Raw genomic sequence first — 24,410 nt, 5'->3', positions numbered from 1 at the left:
AAACGGAGCGCCCCACCCTCACCCCTCAGCGCTGCGCGCCCCCTCCCCTCTCCCACCGGGAGAGGGGACAAGCCGGCGCAGCCGGCGCGGGGTGAGGGCGAGTGCGCAACCTACGTTCGATCGGCGACACACTCGAACTTCGACGCCGCGATCGCCGCGTTCGGATCGGCCGGCCGCTAGAATAGCACCGACGAATCGGGCGCCGCGCCCGTCGCGAAGCCGCCGGTGATCGCCCACCGGCGCGCGTCGATGATCGCCACCCGGTCGTTTTCGAGCGAGGCGTACAGCGTGTCGCCGGCGAGGTTCAGCCCCGGCGCGCCGGCGTCGAGCGACAGGCGATCCTGTTCGACGAGCGTGGTCGGGTCCAGCCGCGACAGGCTCTTGTCCGCGGTGTTCGACACGATCAGCCGGCCGTCGGCCTGCGTGACGATGCGCACCGCCTCGCCGCGCAACGGCCGGCGCGCGCGCTCGTCCAGCGTCGTCGCATCCAGTGCGTGGATGGTCCCGCTCGGCCGGTCGATGACGTAGAGCGTCCGTTCGTCCGCGCTCAGCGTCATGCCTTCGGGCGCGGTGCCGATCCGCCGGCGCACCGGGGCGACGCCGATATCCTCGGGATCGACCATGATGACCGCACCGCTCAACGTGTCGGCGACATAGGCGCGGGCGCCGTCGCGCCGGACGATCAGATAATGGCTGCGCGCGCCCGTCACCGGGATCAGCCGGGACGGCGCGGTGTCCTTGGCGGGATCGTCGAACCGCGCCAGCATGCTGTCCTGCTCCGACAGGACGTACAGCCGCCCGCGCGCATCCATCCGGACGGCGTGGAGGCGGCCGAACGGCGCCATGTCGATCGTCCGCGCCAGCGTGCGCGCGTGCAGGTCGATCACCCAGATCTGGCTGCCGCCCGCGCCGGGCGCCTTCCAGCTCTCGACGCCGTAATGGCCGACATAGGCAAATCGCCCCGCCGCATCGGCGACGATCTCATGCGGTTGCGTCCCCAGCGCGATCGTACCGATCCGCCTGCCGTCGGGCAGCGCATGGAAAGCGACGCGGCCCGCTTTCTTCTCGACCAGCGCAAGCGTCCGCCCCGGCGCTGCCAGCGCCTCGTGCGCCATCACCCGCACGCCGAGCGCCGTCGCGGCGACGGCGCTCCCGGCCAGCATCCACAAACCTTGGCGACGATCGATCAGCTTCATAGTCTATCTCCCCTCGCTGAAGGATCGGGCGCTTCGGCGGTTCCGCGGGCCGGGAGAATTCGCCACTCGGCGGTCGATCAGGCCATCGCGGGCGCCGAATAGTCCATCGCCGCAAGGTCGGTGAGCAGGTCGGGGCCGCTCGGCACCCACCCCAGCCGCGCACACGTCCAGGCGTTGGATGCGATCATGTCGAGCCCGGCGAACGGCGCCATCCAGCCGAAATAGCGCTCGATGTCCTCGTTCCCGATCGACCGGACGGGCAATCCCGTTCCCGCACCGATGGCGTCGGCGATGTCGCGGGCGGATACGCCGTCCTCCACCGACGCATGGTAGCGCGCGCCCGGCTCGCCCTTTTCCAGCGCCAGCACGTACAGCTTCGCCACATCGCTGATATGCGCCGCGGCCCAGCGCGTCCGCCCCTCGCCCAGATACGCCACCGCCCCGGCGCGGCGTGCCTCGGCGACCAGCGGGGTGATCAGCCCCGCCTTGGTCGTATCGTGGACCTGCGGCAGCCGGATGGTGCGCACGTCGATGCGCCGCGCGATCAGCGCCGCGCCGGCGAGTTCGGTGGCGATGCGCGGATTGGCGTGGTGCGGGTTGAGCACGTCTTCGGTCGCCGCGCCGCCGTTCACCGGCGTACCGATACCGACGCCGGAAGTGATCAGGATCGGCTTGCCCGTGCCTTCGAGCGCCTCGCCCATCGCGGTGATGTTGCGGTCGTCCTTCTTGGTGTTTTCGAAGAACGTCGCGAAATTGTGGTCGAACGCGCAATGGATCACCGCGTCCGCCGCCGCCGCACCGCTGGCGAGCGTCTCGGGCCGGTCCAGGTCGCCGCGATGGACCTCGGCGCCCACCGCTTCGAGCTGCCGCGCGCCGGCATCGGAGCGGGTGAGGCCGAGCACGCGATGACCGCGGCCGAGCAGTTCGGGAATGACGTGCGAGCCGATGAAGCCGGTCGCACCGGTCAGGAATACGCGCATGGGAAATCTCCTTCTTACCCCTGCGGTATCGCGAGCAATTCCAACGTGTTAAAGTAGGGACGATATCGTGGTATAACGTTCAACAGGATGTGCGATGGCCAGTGACGCGTCCAACCCGCTCGGCACCTATCTGCGCGATCGGCGCACCCGGCTCGATCCGGCGGCGTTCGGGGTCGCCGGCGGCCGGCGGCGCACGCCCGGCCTGCGCCGCGAAGAGGTGGCGAGCCGCGCCAACATCAGCCCGACCTGGTACACCTGGCTGGAGCAGGGGCGCGGCGGCGCGCCGTCCGCCGACGTGCTCGACCGTATCGCCAAGGGGCTGATGCTGACCGAGCCGGAGCGCGAGCACCTCTACATGCTCGGCCTCGGCCGCCTGCCGGAGGCGCGCTACCGGCCGGTCGACGGCATCTCGCCGCGGCTGCAACGCGTGCTCGACGGGATGGTGCTCAGCCCGGCGATCATCAAGACCGCGATGTGGGACGTGGTCGGCTGGAACCGCGCCGCCGCGGTGCTGCTGACCGATTACGCCAAGCTGCCGCGCGAGGGGCGCAACATCCTGCGCCTGATGTTCGGCAGCGACCATGTCCGCGCGCGCAACGCGGATTTCGCCGACGTCGCCCGCTTCGTCGTCGGCGCCTTCCGCGCCGACGTGGCGCGCGCCGGCGCCAGCACCAGCGCCGAGGTCACGGCGCTCGTCGCCGAACTGTCCCGCCTCAGCCCCGATTTCGCGGCGCTGTGGCAGGATAACGACGTCGTCGCGCACGGCGAGGGCACGAAGCGCATCCATCACCCCGATGCGGGGCTGCTCGCGATGGAATTCTCGTCCTTCGCCGTCGAAGGACGCCCGGAACTCGGCATGCTCATCTACAACCCCGCCACACCCGCCGATGCCGATCGCCTCGGCCGGCTGCTACTTGCGCGCGGCGATCCAGCCGTCGACCTGCCGCTCGAGGATCGGTAGCGGCAGCGAGCCGGAACCGATCAGCAGGTCGTGAAAGCCGCGAATATCGAATTTCGGACCCAAGGCAGCCTCCGCCTTGCGCCGCAGTTCCACGATCTTGAGCATCCCGATCTTATACCCCGTCGCCTGTCCCGGCAGCGTGATGTACCGGCGCACCTCGGACCGGCCCTGGTCGGGCGCGGCGCGGCCGGTGGTGACGATATAGTCGATCGCCTGCTGCTCGGTCCAACCCTTGGCGTGGATGCCGGTATCGACGACCAGTCGCGCCGCGCGGAACAGCTCGGCATCCAGTCGCATGAAATCGTCGGATGCTTCGGGGAACGCGCCCATCTCCTTGCACAGCGCCTCGGCATACAGGCCCCAGCCTTCGCCGAACGCGACGTAGCGCGTGCTCTGCCGGAACTTCGGGCCGCCACTCTGCCCGACCTGAATGTCTCCCTGCATCACATGGCCAGGCACCCCCTCATGACACATCAGATCGCGCAGCGCCGCGGGCGGGGTCGCGTCGGTGGTGCCGAGCAGGTGGACGTAGACGCGGCCCGGCCGAGCGCCGTCGCGGCTGGGTCCCGCCGCATGCGCCGCGCCGCCGGCGACCTCGCTGAACGACGGCTCGCGGACCACTTCCATGGCATGGACCGGCAGCTTGCCGAAATATTCCGGCAGCAGCGTGCGGTTGAAGGCCAGCGCGGCATTGGCGTCCTGCAGATATTTCGCGCGCAAGGCGTCGGTCCACGGCACCACCGGGAAGCGGCGGGCGATCTGCGCATAGAAGGCGTTGCGGTCCTTCAGCCCGGCGGCACGGGCGAGCGCGTCCTGCTCGCCTTCGATCCGCGTCACTTCGGCAAGACCGATTGCGTGGATCTGGTCGGCGGTGAGGTCGGTCGTCGTATTGAGCTTCAGCGCGGCCGCATACCAGACCGCGCCGTCGGGCAGCGTCAGCGCGCCGACCCGGCCGCTCGGCGCGGTCGGCAGATCCGCCTGCGCCCAGGCGATCACGCGGTCGTAAGCAGGCTTGATCGTCATCAGCGCCGCGCGGGTGTCGGCGAGGAGGGCTGCGGCCTGCGCCGCGTCGAGCGTCCCGCCAGCGCGCAGCTTCGCGACCTTCGCCTGAGCATCGGCCCACAGCGGCGACGCCGGGCCGGCATCGAACGGCGCGCCGGTCACGATCGCGCGGCTGCCGGAAATAACGCGCTCGATCTGGAATTTAGGCGCGCGCACGCCGGCGGCATCGGACACCCGGCTCAGCGCGATCGCGGTATCGAGCACGCCCGGGATCGCCCGCAACCGTGCCGCATATGCGCGCATGTCACCGGCATCCTGGACGGTGTGGGTGTTGATCAGGAAATTCGGGAGCTGCGCATGCACCGAATAGAGAAAGGAATAGAATGGCGGCGCCTGCAGCCGGTAACGATAGCTCAGCTCGGCGCGGTCGAGCTCCAGCGTCCAGATGTCGTAATTGACTTGCGCGTCCGGCGACAATTTCGCGCGATCGAACCGGGCCTTCAGCCGCGCCACGCTGGCGCGGCGCCATTGCAGCCGGCGCAACGTCGCGGCATCGCTGATATCGTCGAGCCGATCGTTGCCGTCCTTCTGCCCGAGCTGCGTCGCAAGCTGCGGACGATCCCGCAGCTCCTCGGCGAACTCCTGATCGAGAAACGCATAGAGCCGCGCATCCTCGGCGGGTGCCGGCGCCGCAACCGGCGCTTGCGCGACCTGCCCGCCCGGCATGGCGAATGCGAGAGCGGCGGCTCCGAGCCAAGGCAGTGCGTGCATTGTGATCCCCCGTTACGTGTCGGATGAACCCTATCGTCGTGACGCAAGACGGTGAAGCGTTAAGGTGCCAAATCGTCGCGGCGGGATTCGATCGGAAGGACAATGGGTTGACGGCAGAGACGACACGTCGCGGCGTATTGGCGGGCATCGCCGCCGTCGGGATAGCACCGGCCGGCGCGAGGCAGCGCTGGGCGGTGGACGAGCCCGATTTCGGTCCCAACGTGCTCGTCGTCGATCCGGGCATGCCGGATGCGCAGCGCCGGATCGACGGCTGGTTCGCGCAGCAGGAACGCGCGCATTTCACCGACCGCCGTTATGCCGTGCTGCTCAAGCCGGGCGCGCACCGGCTCGACATCAACGTCGGGTTCTTCACGCAGGTGGCCGGCCTCGGCCTGCAGCCCGGCGACGTGACCGTCACCGGACACGTCCATGCCGAGGCCGATTGGGCCAAGGGCATGGCGCTGGTCAATTTCTGGCGTGCCGTGGAGAATCTGTCGGTCCGGCCGCCCGACGGCGCCGACCGCTGGGCGGTGTCGCAGGCCGCGCCCTATCGCCGCGTGCATTTGGCGGGCGATCTTGCGCTGGACGACGGCGGCTGGTCGAGCGGCGGCTTCATGGCCGATTGTCGCGTCGACGGCACGATCCATTCGGGCACGCAGCAGCAATGGTTCACCCGCAGCTCGCAGATCGGCGGCTGGCAGGGCGCCAATTGGAACATGATGTTCATGGGCGTCGTCGGCACGCCGCCGGGCAGCTTCCCGGAGCCGCCCGTCACCACCCTGCCGTCCGTGCCCCTCATGCGGGAGAAGCCGTTTCTCCACGTCGCCGCCGACGGCCGCTGGGCGGTGTTCGTGCCGGCGCTCCGTCGCGACGCGGCCGGGACCTCGTGGCAGGGCCGGCCCGCCGGGCGGGTCGTGGGGTTGGACGAGTTCCTGATCGCCACCCCTGCCACCCCGATCGCGGCGATCAATCGCGCGCTGGCGGCGGGGCGCCACCTGCTGCTCACGCCGGGCGTGTACCGGTTGCGCGAGCCGATCCGCGTCATCCGGGCGGATGCGATCGTCCTCGGACTGGGGCTGGCGACGCTGCTGAGCGAGGCGGGCAACGCCGCGATGACGATCGCCGACGTGCCGGGCGTATCGGTCGCCGGCCTGCTGATCGACGCCGGGCCGCGATCCTCGCCGGTGTTGATGGAGGTCGGGCCACGGGGCGCCGCGCGCGACCACCGCACCGATCCGACGCTGCTCGCCGACCTGTTCTTCCGCGTCGGTGGCGCGGCGATCGGCAACGCCGGAACGTGTCTGGAGATCAACAGCCATCACGTGATCGCGGACCATCTGTGGATCTGGCGCGCCGATCACGGCGACCGGGACGGCGGTCGCGTCCATGTCGGCTGGAACGAAAGCCGCGGCGACCACGGACTCGTCGTCAACGGTGACGACGTGAGCTGTTACGGATTGTTCGTGGAGCATTTCCAGCGCTGGCAGACGGTGTGGAACGGAGAGAACGGCCGCACCTTCTTCTACCAGAACGAACTGCCCTACGATCCGCCGAGCCAGCACGCCTGGCGGCAGGATTCGCCCCGCGGCTGGGCAGCGTACAAGGTCGCCGACCGGGTTCGCCGTCACGAAGCGATCGGCATGGGCGTCTATGCGAACTTCACCGCGGACCCGACGATCGTTCTGGCCAGCGCGGTCGAGGTGCCAGACACCCCCGGCGTACGGGTGGAGAACGTCACCACCATCTCGCTGGGAGACGACAAAGGCACGATCGCGCATCTGGTGAACGATGCCGGCGCCGCCGCGCGGCCCGGCAGCATCCGCCAGACGCTACGGCGCTACCCGGCGTGACGCCCCCGTGCGCTGGCCCAAGCGGGCCATCGGAACGATGCGCGCCAGCGTTCGTCCTGCCCTCGCCCTTCCATAAAAAGGCCGCATGCGTGACCGCACATCCCACGACCCCGGCGGCATGATCCGTCCGCGGGTCACGGCCCGCCACCTCGGCGTGCTCGCCCTGCTTGGCGCGCTGTGCGCGGCGTGCTCGCCGCTGACCACCTTCGACACCTTGGTGCCGAAGGATCGGGGCGGCGTGCTCGTCGCCAGGAACCTCGCATATGGCGGCGCCCCGCGTCAGCGCCTCGACGTCTATGCGCCGCGCGCCGGTTGCGGGCAGGCGCGGCCGGTCGTGGTGTTCTTCTACGGCGGCAGCTGGAACAGCGGCACGCGCGCCGGCTATGCCTTCGTGGGACGCGCGCTCGCGGCACGCGGGTTCGTCACCGTCGTTCCGGATTACCGCCTGGTGCCGGACGTCCATTATCCCGCTTTCGTCGAGGATGGCGCCGCGGCGGTGCGCTGGGCGATCGCGCATGCCGGGGATTATTGCGGCGACGGTGCATCGGTGGTGCTGATGGGCCATTCGGCGGGCGCCTATATCGCCGCGATGCTGGCGGTGGACCCGCGCTGGCTGGGCGCATCGCGAACGGCGGTGAAGGGCCTGGTCGGGCTGGCCGGCCCCTATGATTTCGCGCCGTTCGACGTGGCTGCGAGCCGCGCCGCTTTCGGCCAGTCGTCCGACCCGGCCGAGACGCAGCCGGTCACCTGGGCCGGCGCCGGCGATCCCCCCGCGCTGCTGCTCTACGGGACCGACGACACCGTGGTGCAGCCGCGCAACAGCAAGGCGTTGGCCGCGAAGTTGCGCGGGGGCGGCGTGGCGGTAGACGAGCGCGCTTATGCCAAGCTGGGCCACGTCGGCATCCTGCTGGCGCTCGCGCGACCCTTCCGCGGTCGCGCGCCGGTGCTCGACGACGTTTCCAGCTTCGTCCGTCGGACCGTGCGCGGCGATCAGCGTTGACGGCCTCGCGCGAACGATCGCCGCGGAGCATCATCGGTCGACGGCGCTGCACTAGACATAGCGCTCCCGAGGCAATTCGGACGGGACGGTGACCGCCGGTACGTCACGCGACGCCGCCTTGGCGAGCCACGCGTCGCCGCCATCCCTCGCCCGTGTCGACCCGTCGCCGCGCGTGGCGACGCGGCCGTAGACGGGCCGGTCGGTATCCCCCGGAGCGCCGCCGAACATCGCCGCGATGTTTCCATACGTCGACGGGTCGCGCCCATCCAGGCTCAGCCGGTCGTTGAGGTAACAGGCCGTCGCCCAGGCGGTTTCGGGATCGGGCGTCATCGCCAGGATGCGCTTGGCCCAATACATCCGCAGATTGTTGTGCATCCAGCCGAAGCGGAGGAACTGCCGCTGGCAGGCGTTCCAGGTCTCGTCGCGCGTCTCGCCGCGCAGCATCGCCGACAGGCGTTCGAGATGCGGCCGTGGGTCACCGGCATGCTCGGCCAAGGTGGCGCGCGCCCAGCCGGCGACGCGGTCGTAACGCTCGGGCGCCACCAATGCGCGTGCCTGATAATGGAACCACTCGCGCCAGCCCAGCAGTTCGTCGGCAAATTTCGTCTTGTGCCGGGCGCCCGCCGGCGACGACGTCACCGCCCGCATCGCCTCGCGCGGGCCGAGCACCCCGAAATGCAGATAGGGCGACAGGCCGCTCGCCCCCTCGCGCTGGGTCGCATCGTTGCGGGTCGTGGCATAGCCGGGCAGCACGTCGCGGATCAGGCGGTGCAAGCGTGCCTCGCCGGCCGCGCGACCGGCGGGGAAGGCCGCGCTCGGGGGCAGGCTGTGGTCGATGTCCAGCCCGGCCACGAGCGCCTCGATATCCCCGTCCGGATCATCCGGCACGAACGGCAACGCGCCGTCATAGGCGGGAAGGTCGGTCTGCACGTCCTCGCCGTCTGCCCAGGCCGCCCGTGCGGGCTCGTGGCGGCGCAGGAAGCCCGACCGGCCGCCGATCCCGTCCCCCAGCACGGCGGGCGGCACCAGACAGGCGGCGTTGACCGCATAGGTCGGTATCGCGATCCGCTCCGCGACGCGTTCCGCCTGCCAGCGCGCGACGAAGGTCGGCTGGTCCTCCAGCACCAGCGCCGCGGCATCGGCGCCGAGCCGATAGACCAGGCCCTTCTCACGATGATCCGCGCGATCGATATGCTGGACGCAAGCGAAACCACGCGTACGGCATCCCGCGGCGAGATCGCGGCTGGCGCCGAGGATGAAATGGTGCAGCCGGTCCGAGGCATATGGATAATCCTCGCGGACGCCGTGATAGACGAGCACCGGCAGTCCCAGCGCGTTGCCGAGCCGCACCGCGGCGTCGATCACCGGATTGTCGGTCGCGCGCAGCGCCTGCTGAAGCCAGCACAGCACATAAAGAACGCCGGTGGCGATCGGCCGGTCGTTCATCGCGCGGACGCGCGGGCACTCGTGCCAGTCGCCCAGCCCCGGTGGCAGCGCGCCGCTCACCAGCCCATGCTGCCCGGCACGCCCTTGAACGGGCCGGCGAGGTCGGAGGTGATCCAGCCGCCGTAGAAGCTGCCGGGCTGCGGCTGCACGCGCTCCCCGTCCACCGCGCAGCGGTCGAACGGCCCGGCGTAGAAGGCGATGTGATCGCGCAGGATCGCGAATGCCGGCGTGGGATTGGCATAGCTCCATCCGACGTCGCGGAACGTGTGTCCGCCGATCTCGATATGCCAATAGCGCGCCTCGCCCTTCCATTCGCAAAACGAACGACGGGTCGATGGACGCAACAGGCCGGGCGTGATCGCATCGGGTGGAATGTACCAGCTCGGCGGATGGCTGGTCTCGATCGTGCGCACCGCCGCATCGCTGTCGGCGACGACGATGTCCGCGTGCACGATCTGGATCCGCCGGCGGCTCGGCTCGGCGATCGCGGGGCGCGGATAGGACCAGACGCTTTCCTGTCCCGGCGTAGGCATATCGGGTCGCGGCCTCATATGCGCGCCGCGGGACCGGGCTTGCGCCGGTCGGCCGCGCCGACGCTGGCGTCGACGATAAAGTTACGACGGGACATGATCTTGCGCTCCTCTGCACGGCACAACGGTCGGGCAGCGATTCGGTCGCCTGTCACGCCGGGGGCATCGAACGACTGATGCGATAAGGCCCGTCGCGGACGGCCAGCGGCCTCCCTTTCCAACTGAGCCGCACGCGGCCTTCCGCGACGAGCCCGTCGACCGCGGCATGCACCAGCGGCATCGCGTCGCGCCAGGCCTCCTTGGGCGCGATCGCGCGCGCCACCTCACTCGGGCACACCGTCGCTTCCGGAGATCGCGACGCCAGCAGCGCGAGCGTCGTATCGCGCGCGCTCATCGTCATGCGCCGCGGGCGTCCGTTATCGGCAGCGCTGACGGCATTGTCGCAGGATTCGTCACCATCGCCACCCGGATCGAACGCATGATGATGCGTCCCGGTCGCACGGCGATCCGCGTTCCGCACGCAGGACGGTCGATGTGCGACGATCGGGTTGGCGCGGATCGCCCGCCTTGCATATAGCCGCGTCCATGCCCTTCATTAAGCACGCTTCATCCCGCCTGATCCTCGCTGCGATCCTGCCGCTGCTCGCCGCGCCCTTGCCGGCGGATGCCGCGGCCACCCGCCGGCAGAAGCCGCGTGCCGCGGCCCCGGCCCCGGTCAGGGCGGACAATGCGATCATCGCCTTGCCGCTCAACCCCGTGGTGCCGGCCGGGCAGCGGCTGTGTTCGACGACGGCGCCGTCCGGCCTGGGATCGACATTGCTGCGCGCCGGCACCGGTGCCAAGCCGGCGGCGGGGGATGTCGTGCTGGTCAATTACATCGGCTATATCGCGGCGACGGGGGTTGTGTTTGATCAGGGCATGCGATCTCCCCTGCCGGTGAACGGCGTGATCCCCGGGTTTTCGCAGGGATTGCAGACGATGGCCCGGTCCGGCGTCGCCCGGTTCTGCATTCCCGCGGCGCTGGGCTATGGCGCGCAGGCATCGGGGCCGATCCCGGCGAATGCCGATCTCGTCTTCCAGGTCGAATTGCTCGACTTCAAGACCGCTGCCGAGGTCGAGAGCATGAACCGCGCGCAGGGCGGGGAACCGCCGGCGCCGAAGGATACGCCGCCGCAGCCATAGGCCCGCGCCGGCATGCACAGTCGGCCATCGCCCCGGCACACCCAAACAGCTTGGCGATCGGCGCCCAGCTGACGCAGCCTGCGGCGACGCAGGCGGCACGCGGGAGGCTTCAGGCGCGAAGGGACATAGGCACCATGACGCCACTCGAGCGGGCGAACAACGTCGCCGACCTGCGCCTGATGGCGCGTCGGCGGCTGCCGCGGCCGATCTTCGACTATATCGACGGCGGTGCCGACGACGAGGTGTCGCTGCGGCGGAACGTCGGCGCCTTCGCCGACTATGAGCTGATCCCCGACGTCCTCAACGACGTGTCGGCGATCCGGACGGAGACGCGGATCTTCGGCCAGCCCGCGCGCTGGCCGCTGATGCTGTCGCCCACCGGACTCACCCGCATGTTCCACGGCCATGCCGAACTCGCCGTGGCCCGCGCGGCAGCGCGGCACGGCCTCCTCTACAGCCTCTCGACGATGGGCACGACCCGGCTGGAGGATCTGGCGCAGGCGTTTGCCGGGCCGAAGGTCTTCCAGATCTACATCTTCCGGGATCGCGGCCTCACCGCCGAATTCGTCGCGCGCTGTCGGGAGGCGGGCTTCCACGGCCTGGCGCTGACCGTCGACACGCCCGTCGCCGGCAATCGGGAACGCGACCGGGTCAGCGGCCTGTCGCTGCCCCCGGCGCTGACGCTGCGCTCGTTGCTCAGCTTCGCGCGCCACCCCGCCTGGTCGATCCCCGCGCTGACCGGATCGAAATTCGACCTCGCCAACGTCAGCCACAAGGTCGATGCGCTGGCGGCGGGGCCGATGAGCCTGTTCGACTATATCGGCGGTCAGTTCGATCGCTCGGTCGGCTGGCGCGACGTCGAATGGCTCGCGCGCGAATGGAACGGGCCGCTCGCGATCAAGGGCGTGATGACCCCCGAGGATGCGCGCCGTGCGGTCGAGTCCGGGGCGACCGGCGTCATGGTCTCCAACCACGGCGGGCGACAGCTGGACGGCGCCCCCGCCCCGATCGACCAGATCGAGGCGGTCCGCGCCGCCGTCGGCGATGCACCGGATGTGATCTGCGACGGCGGGATCCGCCGCGGTTCGGACGTGGTGAAGGCGCTGGCTCTGGGTGCGACCGCCTGCGCGATCGGCCGCCCCTATCTCTACGGCCTCGCCGCGGGCGGCGAGCCGGGCGTCGATCGCCTCCTGACGCTGCTGCACGAGGAATTCGAGCGCACGCTGACGTTGGCGGGGGTCAACGATATCGGCGCGTTGTCCCGCCGCCACCTGCGCCATCGGCCGGGCCACCGCGCTGTCGCCTAACCGCACCATATGCTTGACAATTCCATGCCCGCGCCTGACCGGTACGATCGAATGACGCGCCTGCGTTCGCCGCGAACCCGAGCCCCATAAAGACAGGCGCCGCGCCACCAGCGAGAGGCAATAGCCATGGAAAGCCAGCGAGGATGACCTCGGCCGTAATCGAGCGCACCGCCGTCGACGCCGCCACCTTCGCGCGCGAGATCGCGGGCTGCTATGTGCCGGTCGTCCTGCGCGGGCAGGTCGAGCATTGGGCCGCGGTGCGCGCCGGCAGCCGCGGCGACCGGGCGATGGCGACCTATCTTGCCGGATTCGAGGGCGGGCAGACGCTCGACGTGATGATCGGCGCCCCCGAAATCGCCGGCCGGTTCTTCTACAACGACGATCTGACCGGCTTCAACTTCCAGAAGCAGAAGGTCGCGCTACGGCAATTGCTCGGCCAGCTCGTCCGCTACAGCGAAGACGCGGTCGCCGACGCGCATGCGCTCTATGCCAATGCGGCGACCGCGCCCGAGCATCTGCCGGGGTGGGACGCGGAGAACCGCCTCGACCTGCCGACCGGCGGTGCGCCCGCGCGGCTGTGGATCGGCAACGCCACCCGCGTCGCGACGCATTACGACGAGTCGAGCAACATCGCCTGCGTCGTGCACGGGCGGCGGCGGTTCACGATGTTCCCGCCCGATCAGATCGCCAACCTCTACGTCGGGCCGCTCGATCATACGATGGCCGGGCCGCCGTCGAGCATGGTCGATCCCGAACATCCCGATCTCGATCGATACCCGCGGTTCGCCGAGGCGCTGGCGCACGCCGAGGTCGCGGAACTCGGGCCGGGCGATGCGATCTTCGTGCCGGCGATCTGGTGGCATCACGTCGCTGCGCTCGATCCGCTCAACGTCCTCGTCAATTACTGGTGGGGCGATGCGCAGGCGGCGTCGCCCTTCGGTGCGCTGGTGCACGCGCTGATGGCATTGCGCGATCTTCCGCCGGCGCAGCGCCACGCCTGGGAGGGATGGTTCGATCACTATGTCTTCGCGGACGGCGCCGAAGCGGTCGGCGAGCATCTGCCCGTATCGGCGCGCGGCATCCTCGCCGCGGCCAGCCCCGCGCGGACCGAGCGGCTGCGCGACTTCCTCATCCGCCTGCTCGGCGGGACGCGCTAGCGAACAGGTCCGATGGTACCCCGGCGGAGGCCGGGGCTCATCCGGCATTGCTCCGAGAGGCGAGGCATGTCGATCGGCTTCAGGGCGAGCCGGTGTTACGGTCGGGCGAGGCTGTCGCGCAGCGTCGCGCGGATCCGTGCCGCGGTGGTCGCGTCGATCGGTCCCAATACGCCCTTCGCATTATCCGGCAGATGCCCCGAAGGGTCGCCATGGCCGCGGAACACCAGATGTTCGAAGACGGCGCGGAACGCGTCGCGCTGGTCCTCCGGCAGCGGCGCGATCGCCAGAAGCGCGTGCAGCAGCGCGTCATAGGGATTGCCCAGCTCCGCCGGCGCCGCATTCCACCAGTAATTGACGAAGGCATTCACCGGATCGAGCGATTCGACCGCATGCCACCAGTGGAACGGAATGTAGATCGCGTCGCCCGGCGCCAGCGTCGCGCTCTGGGCGACCTTGGCGGCGTCCGCGAATCGCGGGAAGCGCGCGAGATCCGGCGCGTCGGGATCGACGAGGCTGACCGGCGTGCCCGCCGGCGTCAGCTCGAGCGGCCCCATGTACAGATTGGCGACCTGATCCGGCGGGAACAGCGTGAAGCGCCGCCGCCCCATCACCACCACGCCGACGTTCTCCATGAGGTCGTAATGCGTCGCGACGCGGATCGCATTGCCCAGCCAGATTCGCGGCACCACGTCCGGCGCGACCAGATCCGTCGCATTCGCCTCGGCGAACCCCGGAAGCAAGGTGGGCAGGGGCACCGACTGGACCGCCATCGCGAAGGGCTCGCTGCGATCCCGATCGCGCAGCAGCCGCGCGAGGAACGGGTCGAGCGGGGTTTGCCCGCGCACGAAGTTCATCCCGGTAAGATCGTCGTTGTAGAAGAACCGGCCGCCGATCGACGGTTCGCCGAGGATCGCGGCGACGGGTTCGCCGTGACTGAACCGCCTGAGATAGGCGACGCCCTCTTCCGCCGAACGCTGCGCGGCCTGCACCGCGGGCCAGTCGCGCCCGACCTGCCGCAGCACCACGGGCCGGCCGGCGGGGCGGATGTCCTCCTCGAAGGTGCGCCGGTCGACGTTGGCGATCTCGGGCAAAGCCTGCGCGGTCATGCGGCGACGCCCGTCAGCGTGCATCCATATTGTGCCAGCAGGTCGTCCTGCCGCGGCAGCAGACCCGCCGTATCCGCGACCACGCGCCGGATATGGTCGAGCCGCGACAGCGTCTCGGCATCCGATAGCAGATCGGCGGCGGGGTGATATCCGCCCGCCGGCACGCCCTGCCCGACCATCACCGACAGCCAGCTCGTCTCGGTGAACAATTCGTCGTTCTCGCGGAAGACACGGCCGTTGGCGGCGAAGACGGCGAGCTTTTCGGCGAGGCCCGGCGGCGGTGCCAGCATGCGGCAATAATCCCAGAAGGCGGTGTCGCGACGCTGCGTCGCCTTATAGTGCAGCACGAGGAAATCGCGGATGTCGAGGTAATCGGCAACGTGCGCGGCGTTGAACCGGTCGATCTCGACCTGGTCGAAGCGGCGCGTCGGCCAATAGGTCAGCAGGCGCGCGATCGCCGACTGGACGAGGTGGATGCTCGTCGATTCCAGCGGCTCGAGGAACCCGCCGGCCAGTCCCAGCGCGACGACGTTGCCGACCCAGGCACGGCGGCGATGCCCGGCGGTGAAGCGCAGGAAGCGGGGATCGCCGAGCGGCGCACCGTCGAGATTGGCGAGCAATGTCGCGGCCGCCTCGTCGTCGGACAGATGGTCGCTGGCATAGACATAACCGTTGCCGATGCGATGTTGCAGCGGGATGCGCCACTGCCACCCCGCCGCGCGCGCCGTCGAGCGGGTGAGCGGCTGCCGGTCGCCGCCATGCGCGCAGGGTACCGCCACCGCGCGGTCGCAGGGCAGCCATTGGCTCCAGTCCTCGAACCCGGCCTGCATCTCGCCTTCGATCAGCAGCCCGCGAAAGCCCGAACAGTCGATGAACAGGTCGCCGGCGACCCGCGTACCCGAGGCGAGCGACACCGCGCTGACATGGCCGGTCTCGCCGTCGCGTTCGGCCCCGACGATCCGCCCCTCGATACGGCGCACGCCGTTCGCCTCCGACAACCGCCGCAGGAGCTGTGCGTACAGGCCCGCGTCGAACTGAAAGGCATAGCTCAGCTTCGACAGCGGCGATCCCGGCTGGTCGGGACGCGGATGGCTGAACCGCCCCTGCATCCCGGCGACGATCGCCAGCGAATAGGCGTCGAGCGGCGTCGTATCGCCCAGCGCCTGCCCCTTCAGCCAGAAATGGTGGAATTCGATCCCCTTCATGTCGAGCCCGTAGGTGCCGAACGGGTGGACGTAGCGGTGGCCGGGACGCACCCAGTCGACGAACTCGATGCCGAGCTTGTAGGTCGCGCGCGTCTCGCGCATGAACATCGCCTCGTCCAGGCCGAGCATCTTGTTGAACAGGACGATCTGCGGGATCGTCGCCTCGCCGACGCCGACGGTGCCGATCTCGTCCGATTCGATCAGTTCGATGCTCAGTCCGGGCATCTCGCCGAGGACACGCGACATCGCCGCCGCCGCCATCCACCCGGCGGTGCCGCCGCCGACGATCACGACGCGGCGGATCGCATCCTCCCTCACAGCGGGTCCGCCGAAAAGTCGAACGGCGATTCCGACGCGAACGAAAAGGTCGGGCCGGCGGCCGCGGCCGGTGCCGCGGGGGCGGTCGCCGGCGCGGAGGGCTGGCCGGCGATATGGCGGAGGAAGTCGCCGTGGCTCGGCAGGCGGCCCGCGATGTCGAGATACTCGCGGCGCATCTCCTCCAAGGCCCCCGCGACCCGCTCTTCGTCGAGCGCGTCGACCGCGGGCTCGTAATCCTGCGGCACGATATCCTGGCCCAGGCACACGCTGACCCAGCTGGTCGTCGCGAACAATTCGCGGTTCTCGCGGAACACGCGTCCCTTGCCGCGGAACAGCTCGATCTTGCGCGCGAGGCTGTCGGGGATATCCATCGTGCGGCAGCGATCCCAGAACGGCGTGTCGCCGCGCCGCGTCGCCTTGTAATGGAGGATGACGAAGTCGCGGACGTCGGCATACAGCTCGTGCATCTGCGCGTTATATTCGTCGCGCTCGACCGGATCGAAGCGCCGGTCGGGGAACAGCGCGATCAGCCGTGCGATCCCGGACTGGACGAGGTGGATCGAGGTCGATTCGAGCGGCTCGATGAAGCCGCTCGCCAGCCCCAAAGCGACGACGTTGCGGTTCCACGCCAGCTTGCGACGGCCGGTGGTGAAGGAGAGATGGCGCGGCGCGGCGAGCGGTGCCCCCTCCAGATTGGCGAGCAATTCGCGCTCGGCGGCGTCGGGCTGCAGGAAGTCGCTGCAATAGACGAGCCCGTTGCCCATGCGCTGTTGCAACGGGATCCGCCATTGCCAGCCCGATCCGCGCGCGGTGGCGCGGGTGAACGGATCGGGATCGCCGCTATAGGCGCTGGGCACCGCGACGGCACGATCGCACGGCAACCAGTGCCGCCAATCCTCGTAGCCGGTCTCCAGCGCCTCCTCGATCAGAACGCCGCGGAAGCCGGAGCAATCGATGAACAGGTCGCCGCCGACGACCTGCCCGTCGTCCAGCCTGAGCGCGGTGACATGACCGTCCTCGGGCCGCTGCGCCACCGCGACGACCTTGCCCTCGACGCGCTGCACCCCGTTGCGTTCGGCGAAGCGGCGCAGGAAGCCGGCGTAGCGTACCGCGTCGAAATGATAGGCGTAGAACAGGTCCTTGACCGCCGATTGCGCCTGCGGTGCCGGCGGTGCGAACTTGCCGGCCTGCGCTGCGACCGCGCTCATCGACCAGGCGGAGATATCGGGCAGCACCCGCCGCTGCCGCTCGCGCAGGTAGAGCTGGTGGAAGTGCACCCCGCCGAGGTCGTGGCCGTGCGCGCCGAACGGATGGAAATAGCGTTCGCCGATGTCGCCCCAACCGACGAATTCGATCCCCAGCTTGTACGTGCCGCCGGTCTCGCGGATGAACTCATGCTCGTCGATGCCGAGCATGCTGTTGAAGGTACGCAGCGGCGGGATCGTCGCCTCGCCGACGCCGACGGTGCCGATCTCCTCGGACTCGATCAACGTCACGCGCGTCACGCCGTTGTTGAGGAAGCGTGCCATCGCCGCCGCCGCCATCCAGCCTGCCGTTCCCCCGCCGAGGATCACCACGCTGCGGATCGTATGTTCGTTCATCTGCCCAGCCGTTTCCGCTGTGAGTGTAGATACGCGTCCAGATCGGGACACCGCGACACCGCCTGCCCGATCGCCGCGCGATAGGCGGCCATGGCGCGTTCGCTGTCCGCGACGTCGGTCGTCTCGATCAGCGGATCGATGCGGCGCGGCATCGCCCCCTGCCCGATCAGCACCGTCAGCCAATCGTCGCGCGAGAAGGTCTCTTCCTCGAAGAACGGCAGGCGGCCGCGTTCCCGAAACGCCGCCAGCGTCCGGGCGAGGCTGTCGGGAAGCGCCGGCAAATCGCGCCAGAACGGTTCGGTTCGCTGCGCCGTGGCATAATGACACAGTACGAAGTCGCGTACGCGCACCACCTCCGCCTGCGCCTGCCGGTTGTAATCGGCGATCTCCAGCGGATGGCAGGCACGGCCCGGCAGCATCGCGACGATCCGGTCGATCGCGCTATGGGCGAGATGAAGGTTGGTGAATTCGAGCGGCTCGATCACCGTCGCGGCATCGCCGATCGCCACGCAATTGCGCGCCCACGGTTCTGGCCGGGTGCCCTGGCGGAAGGCCACCGCCGGCGTCATCGCCGTCGCGCCCGCCGTCGCCAGTACCTGCTGCGCGTCGGCGTCCGACATGAAGGCGCTCGCATAGCAACAGCCGTGCGACGTCCGGTCCGGCGTCGGCGTGCGCCAGCGCCACCCTGCCGGCATGGCCTGCACCCGGTCGAGCCCGGTCGACCGCTCCGCCGCGCCCTCCGCCGTGACGAGCCGGTCGCACCGCAGCCAGCGCTGCCAGTCCTCCCACATATCGTCGATCGCGCCGCGGACGACCGCGCCGGGACCGGCGGCGTCGACGAACACGTCCGCGGTTACCGCGCTGCCGTCCGCCAGCAGCACGGCGTCGACGAAACCGTCCTCGCCGCGCAACCGCACCGTCGCGACGTCCCCGTCGCGCACCTCAACCCCCAGATGCCGCGCGAACGCCTCCAGCATCGCCCGATAGCGGGGCACGTCCAGCATCACCGCGGCCTGCGCCTCCGCGACGATCCCCGCCGGCGGGATCGGCATCCGCCCGGCCCGCGCCAGCATCGCCGCGGGCGCGTGCGCCTCGAACGGGGCCGCGGTCCCGTCCCGCGCCGCGCGCAGCCAATGGTGGTGAAAGGAGGCCGTACCGAACGGCTGGCCGCACGGTCCGTATGCGTGGACGTAGGGCGGTCTTCCCGGCGCCCAGTCTTCGAACTCGGTGCCCAGCCGCCACACGCCGCCGGCGCGCAACACCGCATCGTCCTCGCCGAGCCCCAGATCGTCGTGGAAGCCGATCGTCGACGGCAGCGTCTGCGCGATGCGATCCGCAAGCGCGTCGGGCGGCGGCGGCGTCGCGACGATCGTCACCGCCAAGCCGGGGACGCGCCGGCGCAGCGCCACCGCCGCCGACCAGCCGACGATGCCGCCGCCGATGACGGCGATCCGCGCGATGGGCGCATCGATCGACGTCACGTGGCGGCCGGCATCGGGCAATAGCCGGCCAGGAACGCGGCATGCGCCGGCATCGCGCCGACCGCCGCGGCGATCTCGCCCCGCATCCGGTCGAGCCCCGCGACGAGGCTGTCGGTGGACGGCGCCGCGGCGCGCGGATCCGCACCCGTCGGAACGACGCGCTGCCCGAGATAGACCGACACCCAACTGGCATCGAGGAACGCGCCCTCGCGATATTTGACGACCCGACCGCGGCGTTTGAACAACGCCATCTTCTCCGCGAGACTATCCGGGACCGGCATCGTCCGGACGTAGGTCCAGAACGGCGAATCGTCGCGCTCGGTCGCGTGATAATGCAGAATCAGGAAATCGCGGACGCGGTCATATTCCATGTTGATCAGGCGGTTGAACTCGTCGCGATCGACCGGCGCGATCCGTTTCTCCGGAAACAGCTCGATCAACGCGGTGATCGCCTGCTGTACCAGGTAGAGACTCGTCGATTCCAGCGGCTCGAGGAATCCCGATGCCAGCCCGACCGCGACGACGTTGTTCACCCAGCTGCGCGCGCGCCGTCCGGCCTTGAACCGCAGGATGCGCGGATCGGCGAGCGGCGTGCCCTCCACCGCGCCGAGCAGCGCGTCGGTCGCCGCGCTTTCGGACAGGAAGTCGCTGGCGAAGACATAGCCGTTGCCGGTGCGATGCTGCAGCGGGATACGCCAGCGCCAGCCCGACGGCATCGCGATCGCGCTGGTGTACGGCGTCACCGCCGTCGCGGTCCGGCACGGGACCGCGACGGCGCGATCGGCCGGCAACCATCGCGACCAGTCCTCGAACGGTTCGGCGAGTTCCTTGCCGATCAGCAGGGCGACGAAGCCCGAACAGTCGACGAACAGATCGCCTTCGACGCGCCGCCCGTCCTCCAGCACGAGAGCGGTGACGTCGCCGCTCTGCGAATCGCGCTCCGCCGCGACGATCCTGCCCTCGGTCCGGCGCGCGCCGAGCCCTTCGGCGATCCGCCGCAGATACGGTGCGAAGGCGACCGCATCGAACTGATAGGCATACCCGAAGGTCGAAGCGATCTGTTGCGGGTCGCGCGCGGGCTGGCCGAAGCGATTGGCCCGCGCCAGCGAACAGGCCATCGAATAGCTCTCGATCGGCGGCAGCGGCACGCCGTCGCGGAGCAGGCGGGTGTAATAATGGTGGAATTGCACTTCGCCGCTGCCGCGGCCGAAGGTGCCGAACGGATGGATGTAGCTATCCCCGATCCGCCCCCAGTCGCGGAACTCGATACCGAGTTTGAAGGTCGCGCGGGTCGCCGCCATGAACTCGGCTTCGACGATCCCGAGCCGTTCGTTGAAGGCGCGGATATGCGGGAGCGTTGCCTCGCCTACCCCAATGATTCCAATGGCTTCCGATTCGACGAGTTCGACGGTGCAGCGGCTGGGCAACAGCTTGGCGAGCGCAGTGGCGGCCATCCAGCCGGATGTGCCCCCTCCCACGACCACCACCCGCTGCCGCTCCGCCCGTTCCATCCACTCTGCCCATGATCGGCGCGGTAATGCTCTCCGCGTTTGTCCGCGTCATACCGGAAATTCGGTGACCGGGAACCGTCTTTTGGCAGCGTGCGGGAAGTTAGTGGTAGCGCAAACAAATTGGCTTGCGTCCAACAAGTTCCGGTCGTACCTGATGCTGCAAGATGCCGCACGGTCTGCCGTGACGAGACATCGACAGGGAAGACGATGGGGATGTTATGATGGCCGACGATAGGCAGCTTGCGCGCGTGGTTCGTACCCGGATCCGCAGCGGGGCTATTCTCAGCAGTGTTTCGGCTACCGCGATGTGCGTGTTCGCACTCAGCGTACCCGCTTATGCACAGACCGGCGCGACCAGCGGCCAGAATACCGCAGGCAGCGCGACTCCGACCAACGTACCGGGCGGCGATCCGGCCGCGGCGCAGAGCGGCGAACCCGCTGCCCGCGATGATTCGGGCGCAAATGACATCGTTGTCACGGGTATCCGGCAGAGCCTGGCCAACGCGCAGACGATCAAGCGCAATTCGGATACCGTCGTCGACGCGATCACCGCGCAGGACATCGGCGCACTCCCCGATCGTTCGGTGACCGAGGCGCTGCAGCGCGTGCCGGGCGTGTCGATCAACCGCTTTGCCGGCAACAACGATCCGGACCATTTCTCGGTCGAAGGATCGGGCGTCAACGTGCGCGGGCTCAACTTCGTCCGCTCGGAATTCAACGGCCGCGACACCTTCTCGGCCGGTATCGGCGGTCAGGCGATCAATTTCGCCGACGTGCCCTCCGAACTGCTCGGCTCGGTCGAGGTCTACAAGAACGCGACTGCCGATCTGATCGAGGGCGGGCTCGCCGGCACGGTCAACCTCAACACGCGCAAGCCGTTCGACAACAAGGGCTTCCACATCGGCGGTGGGCTCGAGGCGAATTACGGCGACTTCGCGAAGAAGTGGGCGCCGACCGGATCGCTGCTCGTCTCGGACACCTGGGATACGCCGATCGGCCGGTTCGGCATCCTCGTCAACGGATCCTATTCGCAGCTGAAGAGCCGCGCCGACGGCATCCAGGTCACCAACTTCCAGACCCGCGACGGCATCCAGGCGGCGACCGGCACCGGGACCAATACGACGGTCACCTGCCGCAACCAGCTTCCGGGCACTACCGATGCCTTCACGCTGCTGCCCGGCACGGTCAACGGCCTCGACGGTTCGGCCTTGCCCAATCCGGCGAACCTCTGCGGCGCCACCGGCACGGCGGGCGCGGACGGCTTCGCCGATCCCACCGGCATCGCTTACGCCCCGATCGGCGGCCAGTTCCGCAGCCAGGACTATAACCGCAAGCGCGACGGTCAGGCGCTGGCGGTCCAGTGGGAAAGCACCGACGAGCGCACCACCTTCACCGCGCAGTTCCTGCGTACCCATTCCACCAATGCCTGGGGCGAACATACGTTCGAGACCGCGCCCGACCTGTCGGAATACAGCACCTATCCGGCCGGCTGTCAGCAGAATGCCAACGGCCCGCTCAACGGTGCAGGCAACGCCACGACGCGCGCGGAATGCCAGCTCAACGGTGCGGGCCAGTTCCAGTTCGGCACCGACCAGCGCGGCGGCGGCTACAATCCGGCCGGCGGCGCCTATCCGAACTTCGTCTACGACAACAACGGGCTGTTCCAGAGCGGCTTCGTCACGCTGCCCGGCGCCGGTTGGCGGACCGCGGGAAGCGGCACGGCGACCACCACCGTGCCGACCGGCGGCACGCAGCAATCGCTGTCGCGGCGGCAGGTCTATGACGAAAACCTCGTCAAGGATGCCGGCTTCAATCTGAAGATCAATCCGGACGACCATTGGTCGATCGGCCTCGACGTCGACTATACCTATGCCAAGCACGACGTCACCGATCTCAGCGTGTTCGGCTCGACCTTCGCCGATTCCGAGCTCGACCTGACCGGCAATCTGCCCGTCGTCGTCCCGCACAAGCCGCTTACGCTTGCGGCAAACTGGGCGACGCCGAATCCCGCGCTGGCGGCGGCCTCCGACAGCCAGTATTTCCAGAGCCGCGACTTCCAGTTCTGGCGCGCGGCGATGGATCACATCGAGCACAGCGTCGGTTCCGAATATCAGATCAAGGGCGATTTCGCCTACAAGTTCGACGACGGCAAGTTCCTGCAGCGTATCAAGTTCGGCGCCCGCTATGCGGAGCGGACGCAGGACGTGCGCTACACGGCATACAATTGGGGTGCGATCAGCGAAATCTGGTCGGGCGCGCCGGTCACCTTCAACCAGGGCGATACCAGCCGGTCGTCGCTGTACAATTTCGACAATTTCTTCCGGGGCAAGACCAGTGCCCCGCCGAGCGCTTATTATTATAACGGCGACCTGATCAACGGCTACAATTCGGCGACGAGCTTCTTCCAGACGCAGAACGACATCTGGCGCAACACCAACGGCGCCACCGCGACGAACCGGTTCCTGTCGGCGGGCCAGCGCGCCGGCGCGATCCCCGGGACGTCCTTCCTCCCCTCCGAAGTGTCGAACGTCACGCAGCAGGACAGCTCGGCCTATGCGATGTTGCAGTTCGGCAGCAACGACCCGATGTTCGGCAATATCCGCGTCTCGGGTAACGTCGGCCTGCGCTACGTCCGCACGACGGTCAATTCGCAGTCGGAAACCGCGGTGCCCAACCGCACCGAGCTGGGTGTCGTCGATCCCTATGCCACCCGCTGCGTCGCGACATCGCGAACCCTCCCGGACGGCACCGTCCAGGTCACGCAGCCGGGCGGCGTCTGCAACCTGGGCGCGACCGAATATGAGCGGCTGCGGTCGTTCGCGACGGCCGGCTATGCCTCGCAGGCAGCGTTCTTCACCAACAGCTACGGTTATTTCCTCCCCAGTGCGAACCTGAAGCTGGGCGTCACCCGCGACGTCATCATCCGCCTTGCGGGATCGAAGGTGCTGACGCGTCCGGACTTCGCCAACATCCGTCCCTATGTGACCTATGCACTGGAGCCGGGTTCGGGCACCGTCACGATCAACGCCGGCAACCCGTATCTCAAGCCGGCCACGGCGTGGCAGTTCGACGCTACCGCGGAATGGTATTTCGCCCGCGTCGGCCAGTTGTCGGTCGATGCCTTCTACAAGACGGTCGATGGCTTCTTCTATCAGTCGCTGGTCAATCGCTCGATCACCAACAACGGCATCACGCAGAACATCCAGGCGCGCGGTCCGGCCAATTACGACGGCAAGGGCAAGATCAAGGGCTTCGAGGTCGCCTATCAGCAGACGTTCGATTTCCTGCCCGGCTTCCTGAACGGCCTCGGCTTCAACGGCAACTATACGTTCATCAGCAGTTCCGGCCTGCCCAATTCGTTCCTGAATGGTGGCACGCCGTCGTCCGGCTCGACGATCGCCAAGGGCAATCTGCCGCTGGAAGGTTTGTCGAAGCACAACTTCAACGCCACGCTCTTCTACGAAAAGGGACCGATCTCCCTGCGCGCCGCCTACAACTGGCGTTCGCGGTTCCTCCTGACCGCAGCGGACGTGATCTTCCCGTATACGTCGATCTTCAACGACGCGACCGGGCAGCTCGACGCTTCGGCGTTCATCAATATCAACAAGTACCTCAAGCTTGGCGTTCAGGGCGTGAACCTGACGAATACGACCACCAAGCTGCTGCAGGCCTATAAGGCGGGCTCCGATGATCTTGCGCCTCGATCGTACTTCACGAACGATCGCCGGTATTCGATCATCCTGCGGGCGAATTACTAGAGCCCGTCGACTACGCCTCGTTGCTAAGACCGTCTGCCCCCCAACATA

At 68.8% G+C, this 24,410-nt stretch carries 18 protein-coding genes; 7 read left to right on the top strand and 11 right to left on the bottom strand.

Annotated features, from left to right (window positions below; translation table 11 throughout):
- Nucleotides 1–176 precede the first annotated feature (176 nt).
- Nucleotides 177–1,163, bottom strand: a complete 987-nt coding sequence (locus SFC76_RS17695; protein ID WP_322850728.1) for a YncE family protein — start codon at nt 1,161–1,163, stop codon at nt 177–179.
- Nucleotides 1,164–1,273: 110 nt separating this feature from the next.
- A complete protein-coding gene (locus SFC76_RS17690; RefSeq protein ID WP_322850727.1) occupies nt 1,274–2,176 on the bottom strand; it encodes an SDR family oxidoreductase in 903 nt (300 codons plus the stop codon).
- Between the two features lie 94 nt (nt 2,177–2,270).
- Here SFC76_RS17690 and SFC76_RS17685 point away from each other — a divergent pair, with 94 nt between their 5' ends.
- Complete coding sequence (locus SFC76_RS17685) at nt 2,271–3,137, top strand: helix-turn-helix transcriptional regulator (protein WP_322850726.1); 867 nt, start codon at nt 2,271–2,273, stop codon at nt 3,135–3,137.
- Here SFC76_RS17685 and SFC76_RS17680 read toward each other — a convergent pair.
- On the bottom strand, nt 3,087–4,910 hold the full coding sequence (locus SFC76_RS17680; RefSeq protein ID WP_322850725.1) for a DUF885 domain-containing protein: 1,824 nt from the start codon (nt 4,908–4,910) through the stop codon (nt 3,087–3,089). The genes SFC76_RS17685 and SFC76_RS17680 overlap by 51 nt on opposite strands.
- A 107-nt stretch (nt 4,911–5,017) precedes the next feature.
- Here SFC76_RS17680 and SFC76_RS17675 point away from each other — a divergent pair, with 107 nt between their 5' ends.
- Both SFC76_RS17675 and SFC76_RS17670 read left to right on the top strand, forming a co-directional pair.
- Nucleotides 5,018–6,760, top strand: a complete 1,743-nt coding sequence (locus SFC76_RS17675) for an adenylyl cyclase (RefSeq protein ID WP_322850724.1) — start codon at nt 5,018–5,020, stop codon at nt 6,758–6,760.
- 118 nt (nt 6,761–6,878) lie between these two features.
- Nucleotides 6,879–7,760: an alpha/beta hydrolase gene (locus SFC76_RS17670; RefSeq protein WP_322850723.1), complete on the top strand. Its 882-nt coding sequence runs from the start codon at nt 6,879–6,881 to the stop codon at nt 7,758–7,760.
- A gap of 51 nt (nt 7,761–7,811) precedes the next feature.
- Here the strand turns inward: SFC76_RS17670 and SFC76_RS17665 are convergent, their stop codons facing one another.
- The 3 genes from SFC76_RS17665 to SFC76_RS17655 form a co-directional block, all read right to left on the bottom strand.
- A complete protein-coding gene (locus tag SFC76_RS17665; protein ID WP_322850722.1) occupies nt 7,812–9,266 on the bottom strand; it encodes a deoxyribodipyrimidine photo-lyase in 1,455 nt (484 codons plus the stop codon).
- On the bottom strand, nt 9,263–9,739 hold the full coding sequence (locus SFC76_RS17660) for a DUF427 domain-containing protein (RefSeq protein ID WP_322850721.1): 477 nt from the start codon (nt 9,737–9,739) through the stop codon (nt 9,263–9,265). The genes SFC76_RS17665 and SFC76_RS17660 overlap by 4 nt, the downstream gene beginning before the upstream one ends.
- A gap of 148 nt (nt 9,740–9,887) precedes the next feature.
- The gene (locus tag SFC76_RS17655) at nt 9,888–10,136 is read right to left on the bottom strand and encodes a DUF3253 domain-containing protein (protein ID WP_416222441.1); all 249 of its coding nucleotides are present in this window, start codon (nt 10,134–10,136) and stop codon (nt 9,888–9,890) included.
- Nucleotides 10,137–10,321: 185 nt separating this feature from the next.
- Between SFC76_RS17655 and SFC76_RS17650 the strand changes: the two genes are divergently transcribed.
- The 3 genes from SFC76_RS17650 to SFC76_RS17640 all read left to right on the top strand — a co-directional run bounded on the left by SFC76_RS17650 (nt 10,322) and on the right by SFC76_RS17640 (nt 13,382).
- Nucleotides 10,322–10,918, top strand: coding sequence for an FKBP-type peptidyl-prolyl cis-trans isomerase (locus tag SFC76_RS17650; RefSeq protein ID WP_322850719.1), 597 nt, complete (start codon nt 10,322–10,324; stop codon nt 10,916–10,918).
- Between the two features lie 134 nt (nt 10,919–11,052).
- Nucleotides 11,053–12,225 (top strand): alpha-hydroxy acid oxidase, encoded by a 1,173-nt coding sequence (locus SFC76_RS17645; RefSeq protein ID WP_322850718.1) that lies wholly within the window; start codon nt 11,053–11,055, stop codon nt 12,223–12,225.
- Nucleotides 12,226–12,368: 143 nt separating this feature from the next.
- On the top strand, nt 12,369–13,382 hold the full coding sequence (locus SFC76_RS17640; RefSeq protein ID WP_322850717.1) for a cupin-like domain-containing protein: 1,014 nt from the start codon (nt 12,369–12,371) through the stop codon (nt 13,380–13,382).
- A gap of 95 nt (nt 13,383–13,477) precedes the next feature.
- Here the strand turns inward: SFC76_RS17640 and SFC76_RS17635 are convergent, their stop codons facing one another.
- From SFC76_RS17635 to SFC76_RS17615, 5 genes are read right to left on the bottom strand one after another with little or no spacing between them, the layout of a single operon-like run.
- Nucleotides 13,478–14,488, bottom strand: a complete 1,011-nt coding sequence (locus tag SFC76_RS17635) for a cupin-like domain-containing protein (RefSeq protein ID WP_322850716.1) — start codon at nt 14,486–14,488, stop codon at nt 13,478–13,480.
- A complete protein-coding gene (locus SFC76_RS17630; protein ID WP_322850715.1) occupies nt 14,485–16,011 on the bottom strand; it encodes a tryptophan halogenase family protein in 1,527 nt (508 codons plus the stop codon). Before SFC76_RS17630 ends, SFC76_RS17635 begins: the two co-directional genes overlap by 4 nt.
- Nucleotides 16,008–17,612 carry a tryptophan halogenase family protein gene (locus SFC76_RS17625; RefSeq protein WP_322850714.1) on the bottom strand — a complete coding sequence of 535 codons (1,605 nt, stop codon included), beginning with the start codon at nt 17,610–17,612 and terminating at the stop codon, nt 16,008–16,010. The genes SFC76_RS17630 and SFC76_RS17625 overlap by 4 nt, the downstream gene beginning before the upstream one ends.
- Entirely contained in the window at nt 17,609–19,093 is a 1,485-nt protein-coding gene (locus SFC76_RS17620; protein ID WP_322850713.1) for a tryptophan halogenase family protein, read from the bottom strand. The genes SFC76_RS17625 and SFC76_RS17620 overlap by 4 nt, the downstream gene beginning before the upstream one ends.
- Nucleotides 19,090–20,547, bottom strand: a complete 1,458-nt coding sequence (locus SFC76_RS17615) for a tryptophan halogenase family protein (RefSeq protein WP_416222440.1) — start codon at nt 20,545–20,547, stop codon at nt 19,090–19,092. The genes SFC76_RS17620 and SFC76_RS17615 overlap by 4 nt, the downstream gene beginning before the upstream one ends.
- 362 nt (nt 20,548–20,909) lie before the next feature.
- On the opposite strand from SFC76_RS17615, the gene SFC76_RS17610 reads away from it, so the two are divergent.
- Entirely contained in the window at nt 20,910–24,362 is a 3,453-nt protein-coding gene (locus tag SFC76_RS17610; protein ID WP_322850711.1) for a TonB-dependent receptor, read from the top strand.
- Nucleotides 24,363–24,410: the final 48 nt, after the last annotated feature.

Source organism: Sphingomonas sp. CD22 (assembly GCF_034556155.1).
In the GTDB taxonomy this organism is placed as follows: domain Bacteria; phylum Pseudomonadota; class Alphaproteobacteria; order Sphingomonadales; family Sphingomonadaceae; genus Sphingomonas.
The sequence above is the reverse complement of the archived record's forward strand: the minus strand, read 5'-3'. Positions and strand labels throughout refer to the sequence as shown.